15 protein-coding genes, 4 tRNA genes and 1 rRNA gene are annotated in these 19706 nt (G+C 58.9%); all 20 read right to left on the bottom strand.

Translation table 11 applies throughout. From position 1 onward, the window contains the following. Positions 1-16: 16 nt before the first annotated feature. Entirely contained in the window at positions 17-2146 is a 2130-nt protein-coding gene (gene fusA / locus OU419_RS03315; protein ID WP_254471384.1) for an elongation factor G, read from the bottom strand. 30 nt (positions 2147-2176) lie between these two features. Beyond that, positions 2177-2647: a 30S ribosomal protein S7 gene (gene rpsG / locus OU419_RS03310; RefSeq protein WP_138526794.1), complete on the bottom strand. Its 471-nt coding sequence runs from the start codon at positions 2645-2647 to the stop codon at positions 2177-2179. An 84-nt stretch (positions 2648-2731) separates the two neighbouring features. Next, complete coding sequence (gene rpsL / locus OU419_RS03305; protein ID WP_015475317.1) at positions 2732-3103, bottom strand: 30S ribosomal protein S12; 372 nt, start codon at positions 3101-3103, stop codon at positions 2732-2734. A 154-nt stretch (positions 3104-3257) separates the two neighbouring features. Next, positions 3258-7457: a DNA-directed RNA polymerase subunit beta' gene (gene rpoC / locus OU419_RS03300; RefSeq protein WP_254471385.1), complete on the bottom strand. Its 4200-nt coding sequence runs from the start codon at positions 7455-7457 to the stop codon at positions 3258-3260. A 66-nt stretch (positions 7458-7523) separates the two neighbouring features. Then, complete coding sequence (gene rpoB, locus OU419_RS03295; RefSeq protein ID WP_254471386.1) at positions 7524-11597, bottom strand: DNA-directed RNA polymerase subunit beta; 4074 nt, start codon at positions 11595-11597, stop codon at positions 7524-7526. A 219-nt stretch (positions 11598-11816) separates the two neighbouring features. Further along, entirely contained in the window at positions 11817-12188 is a 372-nt protein-coding gene (rplL, locus tag OU419_RS03290; protein ID WP_254471387.1) for a 50S ribosomal protein L7/L12, read from the bottom strand. A 76-nt stretch (positions 12189-12264) separates the two neighbouring features. Continuing rightward, a complete protein-coding gene (gene rplJ, locus OU419_RS03285) occupies positions 12265-12765 on the bottom strand; it encodes a 50S ribosomal protein L10 (protein ID WP_015475313.1) in 501 nt (166 codons plus the stop codon). Positions 12766-12967: 202 nt separating this feature from the next. Further along, positions 12968-13663 carry a 50S ribosomal protein L1 gene (gene rplA / locus OU419_RS03280; protein WP_254471388.1) on the bottom strand — a complete coding sequence of 232 codons (696 nt, stop codon included), beginning with the start codon at positions 13661-13663 and terminating at the stop codon, positions 12968-12970. After that, on the bottom strand, positions 13663-14094 hold the full coding sequence (gene rplK / locus OU419_RS03275) for a 50S ribosomal protein L11 (protein ID WP_254471389.1): 432 nt from the start codon (positions 14092-14094) through the stop codon (positions 13663-13665). The genes rplA and rplK overlap by 1 nt, the downstream gene beginning before the upstream one ends. Positions 14095-14214: 120 nt before the next feature. Continuing rightward, positions 14215-14748 (bottom strand): transcription termination/antitermination protein NusG, encoded by a 534-nt coding sequence (gene nusG, locus OU419_RS03270; protein ID WP_015475310.1) that lies wholly within the window; start codon positions 14746-14748, stop codon positions 14215-14217. Between the two features lie 9 nt (positions 14749-14757). After that, on the bottom strand, positions 14758-15126 hold the full coding sequence (gene secE, locus OU419_RS03265) for a preprotein translocase subunit SecE (RefSeq protein ID WP_254471391.1): 369 nt from the start codon (positions 15124-15126) through the stop codon (positions 14758-14760). 44 nt (positions 15127-15170) lie between these two features. Then, positions 15171-15246: transfer RNA gene (locus OU419_RS03260), tRNA-Trp, on the bottom strand. 53 nt (positions 15247-15299) lie between these two features. Continuing rightward, complete coding sequence (tuf, locus tag OU419_RS03255) at positions 15300-16493, bottom strand: elongation factor Tu (RefSeq protein ID WP_065327628.1); 1194 nt, start codon at positions 16491-16493, stop codon at positions 15300-15302. Between the two features lie 83 nt (positions 16494-16576). After that, positions 16577-16652: transfer RNA gene (locus OU419_RS03250), tRNA-Thr, on the bottom strand. Between the two features lie 18 nt (positions 16653-16670). Then, positions 16671-16744: transfer RNA gene (locus OU419_RS03245), tRNA-Gly, on the bottom strand. Positions 16745-16769: 25 nt separating this feature from the next. After that, positions 16770-16854: transfer RNA gene (locus OU419_RS03240), tRNA-Tyr, on the bottom strand. A 131-nt stretch (positions 16855-16985) separates the two neighbouring features. Further along, on the bottom strand, positions 16986-17672 hold the full coding sequence (locus OU419_RS03235) for an SPOR domain-containing protein (RefSeq protein WP_254476839.1): 687 nt from the start codon (positions 17670-17672) through the stop codon (positions 16986-16988). Between the two features lie 9 nt (positions 17673-17681). Further along, the gene (locus OU419_RS03230; RefSeq protein ID WP_254476840.1) at positions 17682-18431 is read right to left on the bottom strand and encodes a pantothenate kinase; all 750 of its coding nucleotides are present in this window, start codon (positions 18429-18431) and stop codon (positions 17682-17684) included. Then, complete coding sequence (birA, locus tag OU419_RS03225; protein ID WP_254476841.1) at positions 18421-19365, bottom strand: bifunctional biotin--[acetyl-CoA-carboxylase] ligase/biotin operon repressor BirA; 945 nt, start codon at positions 19363-19365, stop codon at positions 18421-18423. The genes OU419_RS03230 and birA overlap by 11 nt, the downstream gene beginning before the upstream one ends. A 135-nt stretch (positions 19366-19500) precedes the next feature. Next, positions 19501-19616 (bottom strand): 5S ribosomal RNA (gene rrf / locus OU419_RS03220). Positions 19617-19706: the final 90 nt, after the last annotated feature.

Here is a 19706-nt window from a genome sequence, read left to right as displayed (position 1 = left end):
TACTTAAAGGGCTGAATCAAGCTTGTTTTTTAACGAGAGCTTCGACGATGTTCGACGGAGCCTCGGCGTACTTGGAGAATTCCATGGAGTAGCTTGCGCGACCCTGGGACATGGAACGCACGTCGGTTGCGTAACCGAACATTTCGCCCAGCGGAACCTCGGCACGAATCACCTTACCGGAAACCGAGTCCTCCATCCCCTGAATCAGACCACGACGACGGTTCAGGTCACCCATCACGTCACCCATGTAGTCCTCAGGAGTCACCACCTCTACCTTCATGATCGGCTCAAGCACCTTACCGCCGCCCTTCTGGGCCAGCTGCTTGGTCGCCATGGAAGCAGCGATCTTGAACGCCATCTCGTTGGAGTCGACGTCGTGGTAGGAACCATCGAAGACGGTAGCCTTCAGGCCGATCAGCGGATAGCCGGCTACGACGCCGTTCTTCATCTGCTCCTCAATGCCCTTCTGGATCGCCGGGATGTATTCCTTCGGAACCACACCACCAACGACTTCGTTGGTGAATACCAGACCTTCGGTGATATTGCCCTTCTCGTCCACATCCGGAGTCGAGAAGCGAATCCAGCAGTGACCGAACTGACCACGACCACCGGACTGACGCACGAACTTGCCTTCGATCTCGACATTATCCTTCGAGATGGTTTCGCGATAGGAAACCTGCGGCTTGCCGATGTTCGCCTCAACGCCGAACTCACGCTTCATGCGGTCGACGAGAATATCCAGGTGCAGCTCACCCATACCGGAGATGATGGTCTGGCCGGTTTCCTCGTCGGTCTTGACGCGGAAGGACGGGTCTTCCTGGGCCAGCTTGCCGAGGGCAATACCCATCTTCTCCTGGTCAGCCTTGGTCTTCGGCTCGACAGCCACCGAAATTACCGGCTCCGGGAAGTCCATGCGCTCAAGGATGATCGGCTTCTCGATGTCGCACAGGGTGTCACCCGTGGTGACGTCCTTCATGCCAATCAGAGCAGCGATGTCGCCAGCGCGCACTTCCTTGATCTCGTCACGCTGGTTGGCGTGCATCTGCACCATACGACCAACGCGCTCTTTCTTGCCCTTCACGGAGTTGATGACCGACTGCCCAGACTCCAGAACACCGGAGTAGACACGAACGAAGGTCAAGGTGCCAACGAACGGGTCGGTAGCGATCTTGAACGCCAGAGCGGAGAACGGAGCATTGTCATCAGCCGGACGCTCGTCATGGATTTCGTTGTCATCAGTACTATCCGGGTGGACGCCCTGAATCGCCGGAATCTCGGTCGGAGCAGGCAGGAAGTCGATAACGGCGTCGAGAACCAGGGGCACGCCCTTGTTCTTGAACGAAGAGCCGCAAACAGCCGGTACGATTTCGCAGGCGATAGTACGCTGACGCAGGCCGGCCTTGATCTCTTCGATCGACAGCTCACCTTCTTCCAGGTACTTGTTCATCAGCTCTTCGTTGGCCTCGGCAGCAGCCTCGACCATGTTGTTGCGCCACTCGTTGGCCAGGTCAACCAGCTCAGCGGGAATCTCTTCCTCGCGGTAGGAGGTGCCCTTGTCGTCTTCGTTCCAGTAGATGGCCTTCATCTTCATCAGGTCGATCTGACCTTCAAAGTCATCTTCTGCACCGATGGCCAGCTGGACCGGAACCGGGGTATGACCCAGGCGGTTCTTGATCTGGCCGACGACGCGCAGGAAGTTGGCACCGGCGCGGTCCATCTTGTTCACGTAGACGATACGCGGAACACCGTACTTGTTGGCCTGACGCCATACGGTCTCAGACTGCGGCTCAACGCCGGAAGTGCCACAGAACACAACGACAGCACCGTCCAGCACGCGCAGCGAGCGCTCAACTTCAATGGTGAAGTCTACGTGGCCGGGGGTATCGATGACGTTTACGCGGTACTTGTCGTACTGTCCGCGCGAACCTTCCCAGAAGGTCGTGATCGCAGCGGAAGTGATGGTGATACCACGCTCTTGCTCCTGCACCATCCAGTCGGTGGTAGCAGCGCCGTCGTGTACTTCACCCATCTTGTGACTGAGACCGGTGTAGAACAGGATCCGCTCGGTAGTGGTGGTCTTGCCCGCGTCAACGTGGGCGCAGATACCAATGTTCCGGTAGCGGTTGATTGCTGTGTTACGAGCCATAAAGCCCTCGCAGAAGTGTTGTTGCCGTAATTAGAAGCGGTAGTGCGAGAACGCTTTGTTGGCCTCAGCCATACGGTGCACGTCTTCACGCTTCTTGACGGCAGCGCCTTTGCCTTCAGCGGCATCCAGCAGCTCGCCAGCCAGGCGCAGAGCCATGGACTTCTCGCCACGCTTGCGGGCGAAGTCCACCAGCCAGCGCATGGCCAGTGCGTTACGACGGGACGGACGTACTTCGACCGGAACCTGGTAGGTAGCACCGCCGACACGGCGGGACTTCACTTCGACCAGCGGAGCGATGGCGTCGAGTGCTTTTTCGAAGAGTTCCAGGGGGTCGCCTTTACCGCGCTCTTTGACCTTGTCCAGAGCACCGTAAACGATACGCTCGGCAACGGCTTTCTTGCCGCTTTCCATCACGTGGTTCATGAACTTCGCCAGAATCTGGCTTCCGTATTTCGGATCGGCCAGGATCTCACGTTTGGCCGCTACACGACGTCTTGGCATTGATAAGCCCTCAAACGGTCTTCAGGTTAGCCCGGGACGATGCCCGACCTTACTCTTATCGACTCAGAAAATAGGAAAACAAAATTATTTCGGACGCTTGGCGCCGTACTTCGAACGACCCTGCTTACGGTCCTTGACGCCAGAGGTATCCAGCGAACCGCGCACGGTGTGGTAACGCACACCCGGGAGGTCCTTAACACGACCACCGCGGATCAGCACTACGCTGTGCTCTTGCAGGTTGTGACCTTCACCACCGATGTACGAGGAAACCTCGAAACCGTTGGTCAGACGAACACGGCACACCTTACGCAGTGCGGAGTTCGGCTTCTTCGGAGTGGTGGTGTATACGCGGGTGCATACGCCGCGACGCTGAGGGCAGTTCTGCAGGGCAGGAACGCCGCTCTTGTCTACCAGGCGCTTGCGCGGTTTGCGCACCAGCTGGTTGATAGTTGCCATCTATAGCTCCACTGATTGTCTTACGACACTTAAAAACGAAAATGGGCAGAGCAAGCGCCCTGCCAATTTTCGGGGTACAAAATACTAAAGAGCTTCCTGTACGCAGTCAAGACAAAGCCCCGGTTGTCAAGACAACCGGGGCTTTGCTTGAAGCTTAGTTACCGCTCAGGTTGAGCGCTTCAGCCAATGCAGCTTCGGCTTCGCTCGCGCTGACGCGCTGCGGCTTGCCGAGATCGCGCTGACGCTTGCGCTCGCTGTGGTAGGCCAAGCCGGTACCTGCCGGGATCAAGCGACCTACGACGACGTTTTCCTTCAGGCCGCGCAGGAAGTCGCGCTTGCCGGTAACCGCCGCCTCGGTGAGGACGCGGGTGGTTTCCTGGAAGGATGCCGCCGAAATAAACGACTCGGTGGACAGCGAGGCCTTGGTGATACCAAGCAGAACGCGCTCATACTTGGCAGGGAATTTGTCCTGGGTAGCCAGCACTTCGTTCTCTTCCAGCACCTGCACCAGCTCGACCTGATCGCCCTTGATGAAGGAGGAATCACCCGACTCGGCGACTTCGACCTTGCGCAACATCTGACGCAGGATGGTCTCGATGTGCTTGTCGTTGATCTTCACGCCCTGCAGACGGTAAACGTCCTGGATCTCGTTGACGATGTACTTGGCCAGCGAGCTGACGCCCAACAGACGAAGGATGTCGTGCGGGTTGCTCGGACCGTCGGAGATCACTTCACCACGACTTACCTGCTCACCTTCGAACACGTTCAGGTGACGCCACTTCGGAATCAGCTCCTCGTACGGCTCGCTACCGTCGGTAGGAGTGATGACCAGACGGCGCTTGCCCTTGGTTTCCTTACCGAAGGAGATGGTGCCGCTGATTTCCGCCAGGATCGAAGGCTCTTTCGGACGACGAGCTTCGAACAGGTCGGCAACGCGCGGCAGACCACCGGTGATGTCGCGGGTCTTCGAGGTTTCCTGCGGGATACGCGCGATAACGTCACCGATGCGCACTTTCGCGCCATCGTTGAGGTTGACCAGTGCATTCGCCGGCAGGAAGTACTGGGCCGGCACGTCTGTACCCGGCAGCAGCAGATCCTTGCCTGCGGCGTCGATCAGCTTCACGGCCGGACGGATGTCCTTGCCGGCAGCCGGACGATCCTTCGGATCCATCACCTCGATGTTGGTCAGACCGGTCAGTTCGTCGGTCTGGCGCTTGATGGTGATGCCCTCTTCCATGCCCACGAAGGCCACGGTACCGTCCATCTCGGTAACGATCGGGTGGGTGTGCGGGTCCCACTTGGCGACGATGGCACCCGGATCGACCTTGTCACCTTCCTTCACGGAAATGACCGCACCGTACGGCAGCTTGTAGCGCTCGCGCTCACGACCGAAGTCATCGGCTACCGCCAGCTCACCGGAACGGGAAACCGCTACCAGGGCACCGTCGGCACGCTCTACGTACTTCAGGTTGTGCAGGCGGATGGTACCGCCGTTCTTGACCTGCACGTTATCCGCAGCAGAGGTACGGCTGGCCGCACCACCAATGTGGAAGGTACGCATGGTCAACTGGGTACCCGGCTCGCCGATCGACTGGGCAGCGATAACGCCGACAGCCTCACCGATATTCACGCGATGACCACGGGCCAGATCACGGCCATAGCACATGGCACAGATGCCATGGCGGGTTTCACAGGTGATCGGCGAACGAACCACAACTTCATCGACGCTCATCTGCTCGAGGAAGTCCACCCACTTCTCGTCGATCAGGGTGCCAGCCTCGACGATGACGTCGTCGCTGCCCGGCTTGAATACGTCGCGAGCAATCACACGGCCAAGCACACGCTCACCCAGCGGCTCCACCACGTCGCCGCCTTCGATGTGCGGGGACATGACCAGGCCATGTTCGGTGCCGCAGTCAATCTCGGTTACCACCAGGTCCTGGGCCACGTCGACGAGACGACGGGTCAGGTAACCGGAGTTCGCGGTCTTCAGTGCGGTATCCGCCAGACCTTTACGAGCACCGTGAGTGGAGATGAAGTACTGGAGTACGTTCAGGCCTTCACGGAAGTTCGCGGTGATCGGGGTCTCGATGATGGAGCCGTCCGGCTTGGCCATCAGGCCACGCATGCCGGCCAGCTGACGGATCTGGGCCGCGGAACCCCGCGCACCGGAGTCCGCCATCATGTACATGGAGTTGAAGGACTCCTGGTCGACCTGCTTGCCCTCGCGATCGGTCACCTTCTCTTTCGAGAGGTTGGCCATCATCGCCTTGGACACTTCGTCGTTGGCCTTGGACCAGAGGTCGATCACCTTGTTGTACTTCTCGCCCTGGGTTACCAGGCCGGAGGCGTACTGGCTCTCGATCTCTTTCACTTCCTCGGTGGCAGCATCGATGATGCGGGCCTTTTCGTCCGGGATGACGAAGTCGTTCACGCCGATCGACACACCGGAGATGGTCGAGTAGGCGAAGCCGGTGTACATCAGCTGGTCAGCGAAGATGACGGTGTCCTTCAGACCCACCACGCGGTAGCAATGGTTGATCAGCTTGGAGATCGCCTTCTTCTTCATCGACTGGTTGACCACGTCGAAGGGCAGGCCGGCCGGAACAACCTGGAACAGCAGCGCACGGCCAACGGTGGTGTCGACGATACGGGTATTGGCGGTCAGCTGACCGTCTTCGCCCTTGACCTTCTCGTTGATGCGCACTTTCACACGGGCGTGCAGGGACACCTGGCCGCTGCGGTAGGCGCGGTCAACTTCCTGCAGGTCGGCGAATGCCATGCCCTCGCCCTTCGCGTTGATCGCTTCACGGGTCATGTAGTACAGACCCATTACCACGTCCTGCGAAGGAACGATGATCGGCTCGCCGTTGGCGGGCGAGAGGATGTTGTTGGTGGACATCATCAGCGCGCGCGCTTCCAGCTGAGCCTCGAGGGTCAGCGGAACGTGCACGGCCATCTGGTCACCGTCGAAGTCGGCGTTGTACGCGGCGCAGACCAGCGGGTGCAGCTGGATGGCTTTACCTTCGATCAGTACCGGCTCGAACGCCTGGATGCCCAGACGGTGCAGGGTCGGTGCACGGTTCAGCAGTACGGGGTGCTCGCGGATGACTTCGGCGAGAACGTCCCACACCTCCGGCAGCTCGCGCTCGACCATCTTCTTGGCAGCCTTGATGGTGGTGGCCATGCCACGACCTTCCAGCTTGCCGAAGATGAACGGCTTGAACAGCTCCAGGGCCATTTTCTTCGGCAGGCCGCACTGGTGCAGACGCAGGGTCGGACCTACGGTAATTACCGAACGGCCGGAGTAGTCCACGCGCTTGCCGAGCAGGTTCTGACGGAAGCGACCCTGCTTGCCCTTGATCATATCGGCCAGGGACTTCAGCGGGCGCTTGTTCGAACCGGTGATGGCACGGCCGCGACGGCCGTTATCCAGCAGGGCGTCGACGGCTTCCTGCAGCATGCGCTTTTCGTTGCGCACGATGATGTCCGGAGCGGCCAGGTCGAGCAGGCGCTTCAGACGGTTGTTACGGTTGATCACGCGGCGATACAGATCGTTCAGATCCGAGGTCGCGAAGCGGCCGCCATCCAGCGGAACCAGCGGACGCAGGTCCGGCGGCAGCACCGGCAGGACGGTCAGCACCATCCACTCGGGATGGTTGCCGGAGCCCTGGAAGGCTTCCATCAGCTTCAGGCGCTTGGACAGCTTCTTGATCTTGGTTTCCGAGTTGGTCTGCGGAATCTCTTCGCGCAGGCGGCCGATCTCGTGCTCCAGATCGATAGCGTTGAGCAGCTCGCGAACGGCCTCCGCACCCATGCGGGCGTCAAAGTCGTCACCGAACTCTTCGAGGGCTTCGAAGTACTGCTCGTCGTTCAGCAGTTGGCCCTTTTCCAGGGTGGTCATGCCCGGATCGATCACCACGTAGCTCTCGAAATAGAGCACACGCTCGATGTCACGCAGGGTCATGTCCAGCAGCAGGCCGATACGGGACGGCAGGGACTTCAGGAACCAGATATGGGCGACCGGCGAGGCCAGCTCGATGTGGCCCATGCGCTCGCGGCGCACCTTGGCCAGCGCGACTTCCACGCCGCACTTCTCGCAGATCACACCGCGGTGCTTGAGGCGCTTGTACTTACCGCACAGGCACTCATAGTCCTTCACCGGGCCAAAGATCTTGGCGCAGAACAGGCCATCGCGCTCCGGCTTGAAGGTGCGGTAGTTGATGGTCTCCGGCTTCTTGACTTCGCCGAAGGACCAGGAACGGATCATCTCGGGCGAGGCCAGGCCAATACGGATGGCATCGAACTCTTCGATCTGACCCTGGTTTTTCAACAGATTAAGCAAGTCTTTCAAGGCCTTTCCTCCTCACGGACCCGGTGCGACCGGCCTTGACCAGCCGCACCGTTCTGACGTCACGTGTTATTCGGTTTCCAGTTCGATATCGATGCCGAGCGAGCGGATCTCTTTGATCAGCACGTTGAAGGACTCGGGCATGCCGGCCTCCATGCGGTGATCGCCGTCCACGATGTTCTTGTACATCTTGGTACGGCCGTTCACGTCGTCCGACTTCACGGTCAGCATTTCCTGCAGGGTGTAGGCGGCGCCGTAGGCTTCCAGAGCCCAGACCTCCATCTCCCCGAAACGCTGGCCACCGAACTGCGCCTTACCACCCAGCGGCTGCTGGGTAACCAGGCTGTAGGAGCCGGTGGAACGTGCGTGCATCTTGTCATCGACCAGGTGGTTCAGCTTGAGCATGTACATGTAACCAACGGTGGTCGTACGCTCGAACTGGTTGCCGGTGCGGCCGTCATACAGACGCATCTGACCGCTCTCCGGCAGATCGGCCAGCTTCAGCATGGCCTTGATCTCGCGCTCCTTGGCACCGTCGAACACCGGAGTAGCCATGGGCACGCCGCCCTTGAGGTTGTTGGCCAGAGCGAGGATCTCGTTATCGTTCAGCTCATCCAGGTTTTCCTGGCGGCCACCGATCTCGTTGTAGATCTCGTTCAGGAACACACGCAGCTCAGCGATCTTGCGCTGCTCTTCGAGCATGCGGTTGATCTTCTCGCCCAGGCCCTTCGCCGCGAGGCCCAGGTGGGTTTCGAGGATCTGACCGACGTTCATACGCGAGGGTACGCCCAGCGGGTTCAAAACGATGTCGACCGGAGTACCGTTGGCATCGTGCGGCATGTCCTCGACCGGCATGATCACCGAGACCACACCCTTGTTACCGTGGCGGCCCGCCATCTTGTCGCCCGGCTGGATGCGGCGCTTGATGGCGAGGTAGACCTTGACGATCTTCAGTACGCCCGGAGCCAGGTCGTCGCCCTGCTGCAGCTTGCGCTTCTTGTCTTCGAACTTGTCGTCCAGCAACTGACGGCGATCGCTGATGTAGGCCTGGGCCTTCTCCAGCTGCTCGTTCAGAGCATCTTCCGCCATGCGCAGTTTGAACCACTGGCCGCGCTCGAGGCCGTCCAGGTACTCATCGGTGATCTCTGCGCCTTTCTTCAGGGCAGGACCGCCGTCAGCCTTGGCACCGACCAGAGCGGAACGCAGACGCTCGAAGGTTGCGCCTTCGACGATGCGGAACTCTTCGTTCAGGTCCTTGCGGATCTCGTCCAGCTGCATCTTCTCGATGGACAGGGCGCGGCTGTCGCGCTCGACGCCATCGCGAGTGAAGACCTGTACGTCGATGACGGTGCCCTTGGTGCCGGTCGGCACGCGCAGGGAGGTGTCCTTCACATCGGACGCCTTCTCACCAAAGATCGCACGCAGCAGCTTCTCTTCCGGAGTCAGCTGGGTCTCGCCTTTCGGGGTGACCTTGCCGACCAGGATGTCGCCGGCCTGTACTTCGGCGCCGACGTAGACGATACCGGCTTCGTCCAGCTTGTTCAGCGCAGCCTCACCCACGTTCGGGATGTCCGCGGTGATTTCTTCTGGGCCGAGCTTAGTGTCACGGGCAACGCAGGTCAGTTCCTGGATATGGATCGTGGTGAAACGATCTTCCTGGACCACGCGCTCGGACAGACAGATGGAGTCTTCGAAGTTGAAGCCGTTCCAGGGCATGAACGCGACACGCATGTTCTGACCCAGAGCCAGTTCACCCATGTCGGTGGACGGACCGTCGGCCAGGATGTCGCTGCGCGAAACCTTGTCACCCTTCTGCACCAGCGGACGCTGGTTGATGCAGGTGTTCTGGTTGGAACGGGTGTACTTGGTCAGGTTGTAGATGTCGACGCCGGCTTCGCCAGTCTCGACTTCGTCATCGTTCACGCGGACCACGATACGGCTGGCGTCGACCGAGTCGATCACGCCGCCACGACGGGCCACCACGCAGACACCGGAGTCACGGGCGACGTTGCGCTCCATGCCGGTACCTACCAGCGGCTTGTCGGCGCGCAGGGTCGGTACAGCCTGGCGCTGCATGTTCGAACCCATGAGTGCACGGTTGGCGTCGTCGTGCTCGAGGAACGGAATCAGCGAGGCAGCGACGGAAACGACCTGCTTCGGCGAAACGTCCATGAGGGTGACGTCTTCCGGCGCCTTCACGGTGAATTCGTTCAGGTGACGCACGGCAACCAGTTCGTCGATCAGCTGACCCTTTTCGTTCAGGGTCGCAGAGGCCTGGGCGATCACGTGATCGGCCTCTTCGATGGCGGACAGGAAGACGATCTCGTCGCTGACCAGACCGTCCTTCACCACGCGATACGGGCTTTCCAGGAAGCCGTACTTGTTGGTGCGGGCATAGGTGGCCAGGGAGTTGATCAGACCGATGTTCGGACCTTCAGGGGTTTCGATCGGGCACACGCGGCCGTAGTGGGTCGGGTGTACGTCACGAACCTCGAAGCCCGCGCGCTCACGGGTCAGACCACCTGGGCCGAGTGCGGAGACGCGGCGCTTGTGGGTGATCTCGGAGAGCGGGTTGTTCTGGTCCATGAACTGCGACAGCTGGCTGGAGCCGAAGAACTCCTTGATCGCGGCGGCCACCGGCTTGGCGTTGATCAGGTCCTGCGGCATAAGGCCTTCGCTTTCGGCCATCGACAGACGTTCCTTGACCGCGCGCTCTACACGCACCAGGCCAACGCGGAACTGGTTCTCGGCCATCTCGCCGACGCAGCGGACGCGACGGTTACCCAGGTGGTCGATGTCGTCGACGATGCCTTTACCGTTACGGATGGCAACCAGGGTCTTGAGGACCTCGACGATGTCTTCCTTGCTCAGGACGCCCGGGCCTTCGATCTCGGTGCGACCGATGCGGCGGTTGAACTTCATGCGGCCAACGGCGGACAGGTCGTAACGCTCGGCGCTGAAGAACAGGTTGCCGAAGAGGGTCTCGGCGGCTTCCTTGGTCGGCGGCTCGCCAGGACGCATCATGCGATAGATCTCGACCAGCGCTTCCAGTTGGTTGCTGGTGGAATCGATCTTCAGCGTGTCGGAAATGAACGGACCGCAGTCGATGTCGTTGGTGTACAGGGTTTCCAGGCGGGCAACCTGGGCCTTGGCGATCTTGGCCAGGGCATCGACGGTCAGCTCGGTGTTGCACTCGGCGATGATCTCGCCGGTGGCCGGGTGCACGACTGCCTTGGCCACGGTACGGCCAATCAGATAGTCGAACGGCACTTCCAACTGGGTGATGCCGGCCTTCTCGAGCTGGTTGATGTGACGCGCGGTGATACGGCGACCCGCTTCGACGATGACCTTGCCGCTGGCATCCTTGATGTCGAAGCTGGCGATCTCGCCGCGCAGACGCGACGGCACCAACTCCAGGTTCAGGGTCTCGCCCTTGATCTGGAAGACGTTGGTGTCATAGAACGCGTTGAGGATTTCCTCTGTGCTGTAGTTCAGCGCACGCAGCAGGACAGACGCCGGCAGTTTGCGGCGACGGTCGATACGGACGAACACGCAATCCTTCGGATCGAACTCGAAGTCCAGCCAGGAACCGCGGTAAGGAATGATGCGAGCGGAGTACAGCAGCTTGCCGGAGCTGTGGGTCTTGCCACGGTCGTGGTCGAAGAACACACCCGGGGAGCGGTGCAGCTGGGAAACGATGACACGCTCGGTACCGTTGATGATGAAGGTGCCGTTCTCGGTCATCAGGGGGATTTCCCCCATGTAGACTTCCTGTTCCTTGATGTCCTTGATCGCTTTGTTCGACGATTCTTTGTCGAAAATGATCAGGCGCACTTTCACACGCAGCGGGACGGCAAAGGTCACACCGCGCAGCACGCATTCCTTGACGTCGAATGCCGGCTCACCCAGACGGTAGCCAACGTATTCCAGGGCAGCATTGCCGGAATAGCTGATAATCGGGAAAACGGACTTGAAGGCCGCATGCAGGCCGATGTCTCGAACCTGGTCCTTGCTCGCGCCGGCCTGCAGGAATTCGCGATAGGAATCCAGCTGGATGGCCAGCAAATACGGCACATCCATGACGTCCGGCAACTTGCTAAAGTCCTTGCGGATACGTTTTTTCTCAGTGTATGAGTAAGCCATCAGCGTTCCCCAGCTTGGTCACCTGCTTGTTTGGCCTCTCCCGCAGGGGAGCAGCCCAAAATCGTGCAAACCCTTGGTTTGCGCCGCCGTTCGAGGCGGGAGCTTCGCGTTAAGGGTGAGGCACACAGGGCCCACCCAGAACGGAAAAAGGCCGGTGGCATTTGCCACCAGCCATCAGCCTGTCGCTTAACGCTCGGGCTGTAGACGCAAGGTCCGAACTTACTTGAGCTCGACCTTGGCGCCAGCTTCTTCCAGGGCTTTCTTGGCAGCTTCGGCCTCTTCTTTCGAAGCGCCTTCCTTGACCACGCCCGGGGCGCCGTCAACGACTGCCTTGGCTTCTTTCAGGCCCAGGCCGGTCAGTTCACGAACGACCTTGATCACGTTCACTTTCTTGTCGCCAGCGTCGGCCAGGACGATGGTGAACTCGGTCTGCTCTTCAGCAGCAGCAGCCGGGCCAGCAGCCGGGCCAGCAGCAACAGCGGCAGCAGCGGTAACGCCGAACTTCTCTTCCATCGCCTTGATCAGTTCAACGATCTGCATGACGGACATTTCGGATACGGCGTTGATGATGTCTTCGTTGGTCAGAGCCATGACTCTAATTCCTGTATTGGGTGACGGCCTAAGGCCATCGAATTAAACAAAAAAGGTTGAAAGTAGCTGCCGAGCCTTAGGCTGCGGTGGCTTCTTTCTGATCGCGAATTGCCGCCAGAGTACGAGCCAGCTTGCTGGTAGCGCCCTGAATGACGCTCATCAGCTGTGCAACAGCTTCGTTGTAGGTCGGCAGGGTCGCCAGCACGTCGATCTGATTGGCTGCGAGGAACTGACCCTCGAACGCGGCCGCCTTGATCTCGAACTTGTCCTGACCCTTGGCAAACTCCTTGAAGATACGAGCGGCAGCGCCCGGATGTTCGTTGGAGAAAGCAATCAGGGTCGGGCCCTTGAACACGTCGTTCAGCACTTCAAACTGAGTGCCTTCAACGGCGCGCTTGAGCAGGGTGTTACGTACGACTTTCACGTACACACCAGCTGCGCGGGCCTCTTTACGGAGTCCGGTCATTGCGCCGACAGTCACGCCGCGTGCATCAACCACGACAGCGGACAGACCGGCTTTGGCAGCCTCGTTGACTTCAGCGACGATGGCCTTCTTGTCTTCGAGTTTAATTGCCACGGGTTTACTCCTGGATGTTACCGATTCGTCCAGCCGAAGCCGGACGGCGTTTTGGTGTCTGATTCGGTAAACGAATCGGGAGCACCATCTGCGTAGGCTTGAGTTTTAAGGCTTGCGCCGCCTACGGTCTTGGATAGCCCCCGCCAGGCAGGGACCCCAATACCTGCGAGCAGCGGGCCAACCCGCTGCTCGACTTAGTTCATCAGCCTTCCAGCGAAGCCTGGTCGATCTGCAGACCCGGGCCCATAGTGGTGCTCAGGGTTACGCGCTGAACATACACGCCCTTCGAGGAGGACGGCTTCAGACGCTTCAGATCGCTCAGCAGCGCTTCCACGTTCTGCTTCAGCTTGACCGGCTCGAAGTCGATCTTGCCAACGGAGGCGTGGATGATACCGTTCTTGTCGGTACGGAAACGTACCTGACCGGCTTTGGCGTTCTTGACGGCGGTAGCGACGTCCGGGGTCACGGTGCCAACTTTCGGGTTCGGCATCAGACCACGCGGACCGAGAACCTGGCCGAGCTGACCAACAACGCGCATCGCATCCGGGGAAGCAATAACTACGTCATAGTTCAGATCGCCGGCTTTCATTTCGGCAGCCAGTTCGTCCATGCCAACCTTGTCTGCACCAGCAGCCAGAGCAGCTTCCACACCAGGTCCCTGGGTGAATACGGCAACGCGAACGGATTTACCGGTACCGTTCGGCAGAACGGTGGCGCCACGAACGACCTGGTCGGACTTACGCGGATCAACGCCCAGATTGATGGCGACGTCTACGGATTCCTTGAACTTGATGGTCGACAGTTCGGCCAGCAGTTTGGCGGCATCTTCGAAGCCATATTGCTTGCCAGCTTCAACCTTCTCGGCGATAGCCTTTTGACGCTTGGTCAGCTTAGCCATTACACACCCTCCACGTTCAGGCCCATGCTGCGCGCGGAGCCAGCGATGGTACGTACGGCAGCGTCCAGGTCAGCAGCGGTCAGATCAGCCTGCTTGGCCTTGGCGATCTCTTCCAGTTGAGCACGGGTAACAGTGCCTACTTTCTGGGAGTTCGGACGAGCGGAGCCGCTGGTGATGCCGGCTGCTTTCTTAAGCAGTACGGATGCCGGGGTGCTCTTGGTTTCAAAGGTAAAGCTGCGGTCGCTGTAAACGGTGATGATCACAGGAGTCGGCAGACCAGGCTCCATGCCCTGAGTCTTGGCGTTGAACGCCTTGCAGAATTCCATGATATTCACGCCATGCTGACCCAGGGCCGGACCGACCGGCGGCGAAGGGTTGGCCTGGCCGGCCTTTACTTGCAGCTTGATGTAAGCCTGGATTTTCTTAGCCATTTGCTACTCCAAATACGGGTTCAAACGCCCTTACGAGCTCCCCGGTTGCTTTCGCGTTTATCCCAATGACGACAAAACCCCGCAGCCTAGGGCTGCGGGGTGTGGGATTCATTGTGCCAGTTAAACTTTCTCTACCTGGCTGAACTCCAGCTCTACCGGAGTAGAGCGACCGAAAATGAGCACCGCGACCTGGATACGGCTCTTTTCGTAGTTAACTTCTTCGACGACGCCGTTGAAATCAGCGAACGGACCATCGATCACACGAACAGTCTCGCCCGGCTCGAACAGGGTCTTCGGCTTCGGCTTGTCGCCGCTATCAGCGACACGACGCAGAATGGCATCAGCTTCTTTATCAGTGATAGGTGCCGGTTTGTCGGCAGTACCGCCAATAAAGCCCATGACACGAGGAGTATCCTTGACCAGGTGCCAGGTTCCCTCATTCATTTCCATCTGCACCAGGACATAGCCCGGGAAGAACTTGCGCTCACTTTTGCGCTTCTGGCCGTTCCGCATCTCCACGACTTCTTCAGTGGGGACGAGGATCTCGCCAAACCCGTCTTCCATGCCGGCCAGTTTGACCCGCTCGATCAGCGAGCGCATGACATGCTTCTCATAACCCGAGTAGGCATGCACAACGTACCAACGCTTAGCCACGGAACACCCTTAACCTACGATCATGGAAACCAGCCAACCCAGCAGGGAGTCGAGCCCCCAAAGCACCAGCGCCATCACTAGCACCACTGCCACTACGATCAGCGTGGTTTGAGTTGTCTCTTGACGAGACGGCCATACCACCTTGCGAATCTCGGCGCGCGCCTCTTTAGCCAGCGCAAAGAATGCACGCCCCTTGACTGTCTGCAGCGCAATGAAGCCAGCAACGGCAGCCATTACGAGAATACCGAGAACGCGATAGAAGATCGGTTGCGCCGAGTAATACTGATTGGCGACCACTGCCACCACCACCAGCACGGCAACCACGAGCCACTTCAAGAGATCAAAACGTGACTCTTTGGCTTCTACCTTCGCATTCATCTGCTAGGAATCCCGTTTCAAGAAATGCCAGACTTAGAGAAATCTGGCAGGCCAGGAGGGAATCGAACCCCCAACCTGCGGTTTTGGAGACCGCCGCTCTGCCAATTGAGCTACTGGCCTAGAACAAAGTCAGGCCGACCATTATGCCGGCCCGATAGAGAAAAATCAATCGATTACTCGATGATCTTGGCAACCACGCCGGCGCCAACGGTACGACCGCCTTCGCGGATAGCGAAGCGCAGACCGTCTTCCATTGCGATCGGAGCGATCAGGGTAACAACCATCTTCACGTTGTCGCCCGGCATTACCATCTCAACGCCTTCCGGCAGTTCGCAGTTACCGGTTACGTCGGTGGTACGGAAGTAGAACTGCGGACGGTAGCCCTTGAAGAACGGGGTGTGACGACCACCTTCTTCCTTGGACAGCACATACACTTCGCACTCGAACTTGGTGTGCGGCTTGATGGTGCCCGGCTTGGCCAGAACCTGGCCACGCTCTACATCTTCACGCTTGGTGCCACGCAGCAGGACGCCAACGTTCTCACCAGCACGACCTTCGTCGAGCAGCTTGCGGAACATTTCAACGCCGGTGCAGGTGGTCTTGGTGGTCGCCTTGATGCCGACGATTTCCACTTCTTCCTGAACCTTGACGATGCCGCGCTCAACACGGCCAGTCACCACGGTGCCGCGACCGGAGATCGAGAATACGTCTTCGATCGGCATCAGGAACGGCTGGTCGATTGCACGAACCGGCTCAGGGATGTAGGAGTCCAGGGTCTCTACCAGCTTGCGCACGGCGGAAACGCCCATCTCGTTGTCATCCTGACCATTCAGAGCCATCAGAGCGGAACCGATCACGATCGGAGTGTCGTCGCCCGGGAAGTCGTAGGTGTTCAGCAGATCGCGAACTTCCATTTCGACCAGCTCCAGCAGTTCGGCGTCATCAACCATGTCGGCCTTGTTCAGGAACACGACAATGTAAGGAACGCCTACCTGACGGGACAGCAGGATGTGCTCGCGAGTCTGCGGCATGGGGCCGTCAGCAGCGGAGCAAACCAGGATCGCGCCGTCCATCTGGGCAGCACCGGTGATCATGTTCTTCACGTAGTCGGCGTGGCCCGGGCAGTCTACGTGCGCGTAGTGGCGAACGGGCGAGTCGTATTCAACGTGAGAGGTGTTGATGGTGATACCACGAGCCTTCTCTTCCGGCGCGTTGTCGATCTGATCGAAAGCGCGAGCGGAGCCACCCCAAGTTTCGGAGCAAACCTTGGTCAGAGCAGCGGTCAGAGTGGTTTTACCGTGGTCAACGTGACCGATGGTGCCTACGTTGACGTGCGGTTTGTTACGCTCAAACTTTTCTTTAGCCATCTTGACCGTCTCCCATGAGGAATTGAGAAAGCCACATCACCATTAAAACAAAGGCAGATATTTTCATATCTGCCTTTGCGAGATGGAGCTCATGAGCGGATTTGAACCGCTGACCTCACCCTTACCAAGGGTGTGCTCTACCAACTGAGCTACATGAGCAAACATAAGCAGCAAGTCTGGAGCGGGTAGCGGGAATCGAACCCGCATCATCAGCTTGGAAGGCTGAGGTTCTACCACTGAACTATACCCGCGGAGCCTGACGCTCACGCTTAAAACTGGTGGAGGGGGAAGGATTCGAACCTTCGAAGTCTGAGACGTCAGATTTACAGTCTGATCCCTTTGGCCGCTCGGGAACCCCTCCGAGTGAGGCGGCATTCTACAGACTGCCACCGTGTTGTCAACAGTTTTTCTTTAAAAAACTTGAGCTTAGCTCGATGACAACAGCTTCTAGCGATTCCCCTTTCAGGTCCCCCCTACGAAGCGGGCGCCATTCTATTCAATCCGCTGAGGGCTTGCAACGCTTTTACACGGCATTGTTTGTTTTTGCAGCTCCGGGAAATCCGAGGCCAGTTGCCGCACAAGCGAATCATCGACTAGGCGACTGCTGTCAGGAGCAATCTGCACCCAGTAGTCATGCTGCGAGCGGGCCAGTTCGCGAATTAATGCGTCATAGCCGGCAGCCTTTAGACGATCCACTACGCTATCCGCAGAATCCTTGCGCTGAAAGATTCCCAGTGAAATACCATCCGAAAGATCACCCTCGGTAATGATGTAGCTATCAATCTTGCGTGCCTGCAATTCACGCAACTGCCATAGCGACGCCTGCCGCGATGCGAGTGGTGGCAGATATACCCAGTAGTCGACACCAGCCGCTGCATCGACTGTCAGCACTGCGGCTTGAACATCCAGACTCAGCAGGCGCTGCGTCAGCAGGCGCGCACGCTCTTCCTCCGGAAAGCCTCCCAGGAACAGGCAGCTCGATGATGGCAGCCCTGACCTCTCATCCGCTTGGCGACGCTGCGGAGCATCAGTCGACTCGCTCAGTAGACGTATATTCTTCTGCTCACTATGAAACAGGCTGAGGGGTGCAACCTCCTTCGGGCGAAGAGGCACTTGCTGTTGATGCCATACGTAGTAGAAGACGTTCAGGGCCAGCAGAAACAGGAAGAACCAACGCATCGATCAGACTCACTCAATCGGACAAGCCAACGCCAGACCGATGAACACCAGATCAGGCAGCACAACGGCGCGCGGGAGCTCATCCTTCACCAGCTCCGCATCTCCGCCGGTCAAGTACACCGCACAATCATCCCCCAGCAAGCGACAGGCCAACTCGCACTGCTCGCGGACGAATCCACGCAGCATCAACACACACCCTCGCTCCACTGCCTCGGAAGTTTCCTGCCCCGGCATCAGGTTCTGCAGTGCCTCATGCGCCGCGTCGTCGTCATAGCGGATTCGCCGTGTGTGCGTTCGCAATTGACTACGCATCAGCGGCATACCAGGTGCGATGTAGCCGCCCATGTGGCGCCCGGCCGCATCCACCAAATCAGAGGTAACTGCCGTACCAAGGTCGATCACGAGGCAACCACGCCCGGCCAGACAATGCCCCGCAACCAATGCGAGCCATCGATCCATCCCTAGGCGCTCGTACTCACGATACCCGTTCGCGACACCCTCAAGCTTCTGAGCCGGAGCTGCGACTTGGACGGAGACATTAAACGCGCTTTCGAGACCCGCCCGCAAAGCATCGGTCTCCTGCTCACTACGGACACTCACCATTCGGCAATAGCGAATATCCAGAGATTCGTTAGCTCGCAACTGGGCGAGCAGCGCCTGGTCAGAATCAGCGACGCCCCCCGCCACAGTTACCAGGTCGTGCCTTCTGACCACCCGCCATTTGATCAGACTATTTCCGCAGTCCAGCTCAAGAATCATCTGACAACCTCAGGCTCAGCTCGCCTCCGCTGTGACGCTGCTCCTGCCCATCGACCAGAAGACGCAACGCTCCTCGCTCATCGACACCCAGCGCACGACCAACGATGTTATGAATGGAAGTAGACAGAGTCACCCTCCGCCCCTGCCAAAGATGGAGTGACTCCCATTCATCAAGACTGGCCGTGAAGCCTTCCTCTCGATGCCGGGAAAGCCCCTGAGCGAGCTCCGACTCCAGCGCCGCAAGCAGCACATTCCTATCTACCGCGACACCCAACGCCTCTCGCACCGATGTCCAGGGCTGATCGATAGCATCGGCCTTGCGCATATTCACATTGATACCAATACCTATGGCAACACTGCAGATATCTGCCGGGTCTCCCGTAAGCTCCAGCAATATACCCGCGATCTTCTTCCCCCCAACCAGCACATCGTTTGGCCACTTGAGGCCAACATCAACCACACCCAAGGAGCGGATCGCACGCGCGACACAAAGCCCGACGACAAGACTCAGCCCTTCAAGCTCCTTCGCGCCGGCGCCTACAGAAATACCCAAGGTGTAATAAAGATTTGCGCCGAACGGGCTTTCCCACTGACGCCCTCTCCGGCCACGACCTGCTGTCTGGCGCTCCGCCAGGACAGAGAAAGGCGCAACCGCTCCTGCAGCTAATCGGCGCAGGACTTCAGCATTAGTTGAGTCGACGGAGGAGAGCACATCCAGCGGCCAGGGACCAGAGTTCAGCCTGGGCGCGATCACACTCAATGGATCCTCCAGCCGATATCCACGGCCTCGCACCCTTTGGATGACCACTCCGTAATCGCGCTCAAAGCCTTCTAGACGCTTCCATACGGCACTACGACTGACGCCAAGCAGGGCACCCAACTCCTCTCCCGAATGAAATCGTCCATCACTCAGCAATTTCAGCAAGGTCTGCATATCACCCCCGCAATATTCAGCCACGCATCATATAGAGACACACGGCCCTTGCATACGCAGCCTTCAGCCCCTGTTTTCCGCGCGCAAAAGCAAAGCCCCCGACCAGCGAGGCTGATCAGGGGCTTTGGGATAGGAGCTTGACGATGACCTACTCTCACATGGGGAAACCCCACACTACCATCGGCGATGCGTCGTTTCACTACTGAGTTCGGGATGGGATCAGGTGGTTCCAACGCTCTATGGTCGTCAAGCAATTCTTTAGGATGCTCGTGGCCTTGGCACACGCTCATCCAGATTCGGGTATGTGACAGGTATTTGCGGTTCACACGAACTTTCGGTTC

Origin of the sequence: Pseudomonas triclosanedens, from assembly GCF_026686735.1 — a bacterium.
Lineage (GTDB): Bacteria > Pseudomonadota > Gammaproteobacteria > Pseudomonadales > Pseudomonadaceae > Pseudomonas > Pseudomonas triclosanedens.
Note: the sequence above shows the minus strand (reverse complement) of the source record. Positions and strands in the feature narration are given on the sequence as shown.

Coding starts and splice junctions, on each gene's coding strand:
- fusA (WP_254471384.1), bottom strand. CDS start 2,146: ATGGCTCGTAACACAGCAATCAACCGCTACCGGAACATTGGTATCTGC.
- rpsG (WP_138526794.1), bottom strand. CDS start 2,647: ATGCCAAGACGTCGTGTAGCGGCCAAACGTGAGATCCTGGCCGATCCG.
- rpsL (WP_015475317.1), bottom strand. CDS start 3,103: ATGGCAACTATCAACCAGCTGGTGCGCAAACCGCGCAAGCGCCTGGTA.
- rpoB (WP_254471386.1), bottom strand. CDS start 11,597: ATGGCTTACTCATACACTGAGAAAAAACGTATCCGCAAGGACTTTAGC.
- rplL (WP_254471387.1), bottom strand. CDS start 12,188: ATGGCTCTGACCAACGAAGACATCATCAACGCCGTATCCGAAATGTCC.
- rplA (WP_254471388.1), bottom strand. CDS start 13,663: ATGGCTAAGCTGACCAAGCGTCAAAAGGCTATCGCCGAGAAGGTTGAA.
- rplK (WP_254471389.1), bottom strand. CDS start 14,094: ATGGCTAAGAAAATCCAGGCTTACATCAAGCTGCAAGTAAAGGCCGGC.
- secE (WP_254471391.1), bottom strand. CDS start 15,126: ATGAATGCGAAGGTAGAAGCCAAAGAGTCACGTTTTGATCTCTTGAAG.
- tuf (WP_065327628.1), bottom strand. CDS start 16,493: ATGGCTAAAGAAAAGTTTGAGCGTAACAAACCGCACGTCAACGTAGGC.
- OU419_RS03235 (WP_254476839.1), bottom strand. CDS start 17,672: ATGCGTTGGTTCTTCCTGTTTCTGCTGGCCCTGAACGTCTTCTACTAC.
- OU419_RS03230 (WP_254476840.1), bottom strand. CDS start 18,431: ATGATTCTTGAGCTGGACTGCGGAAATAGTCTGATCAAATGGCGGGTG.
- birA (WP_254476841.1), bottom strand. CDS start 19,365: ATGCAGACCTTGCTGAAATTGCTGAGTGATGGACGATTTCATTCGGGA.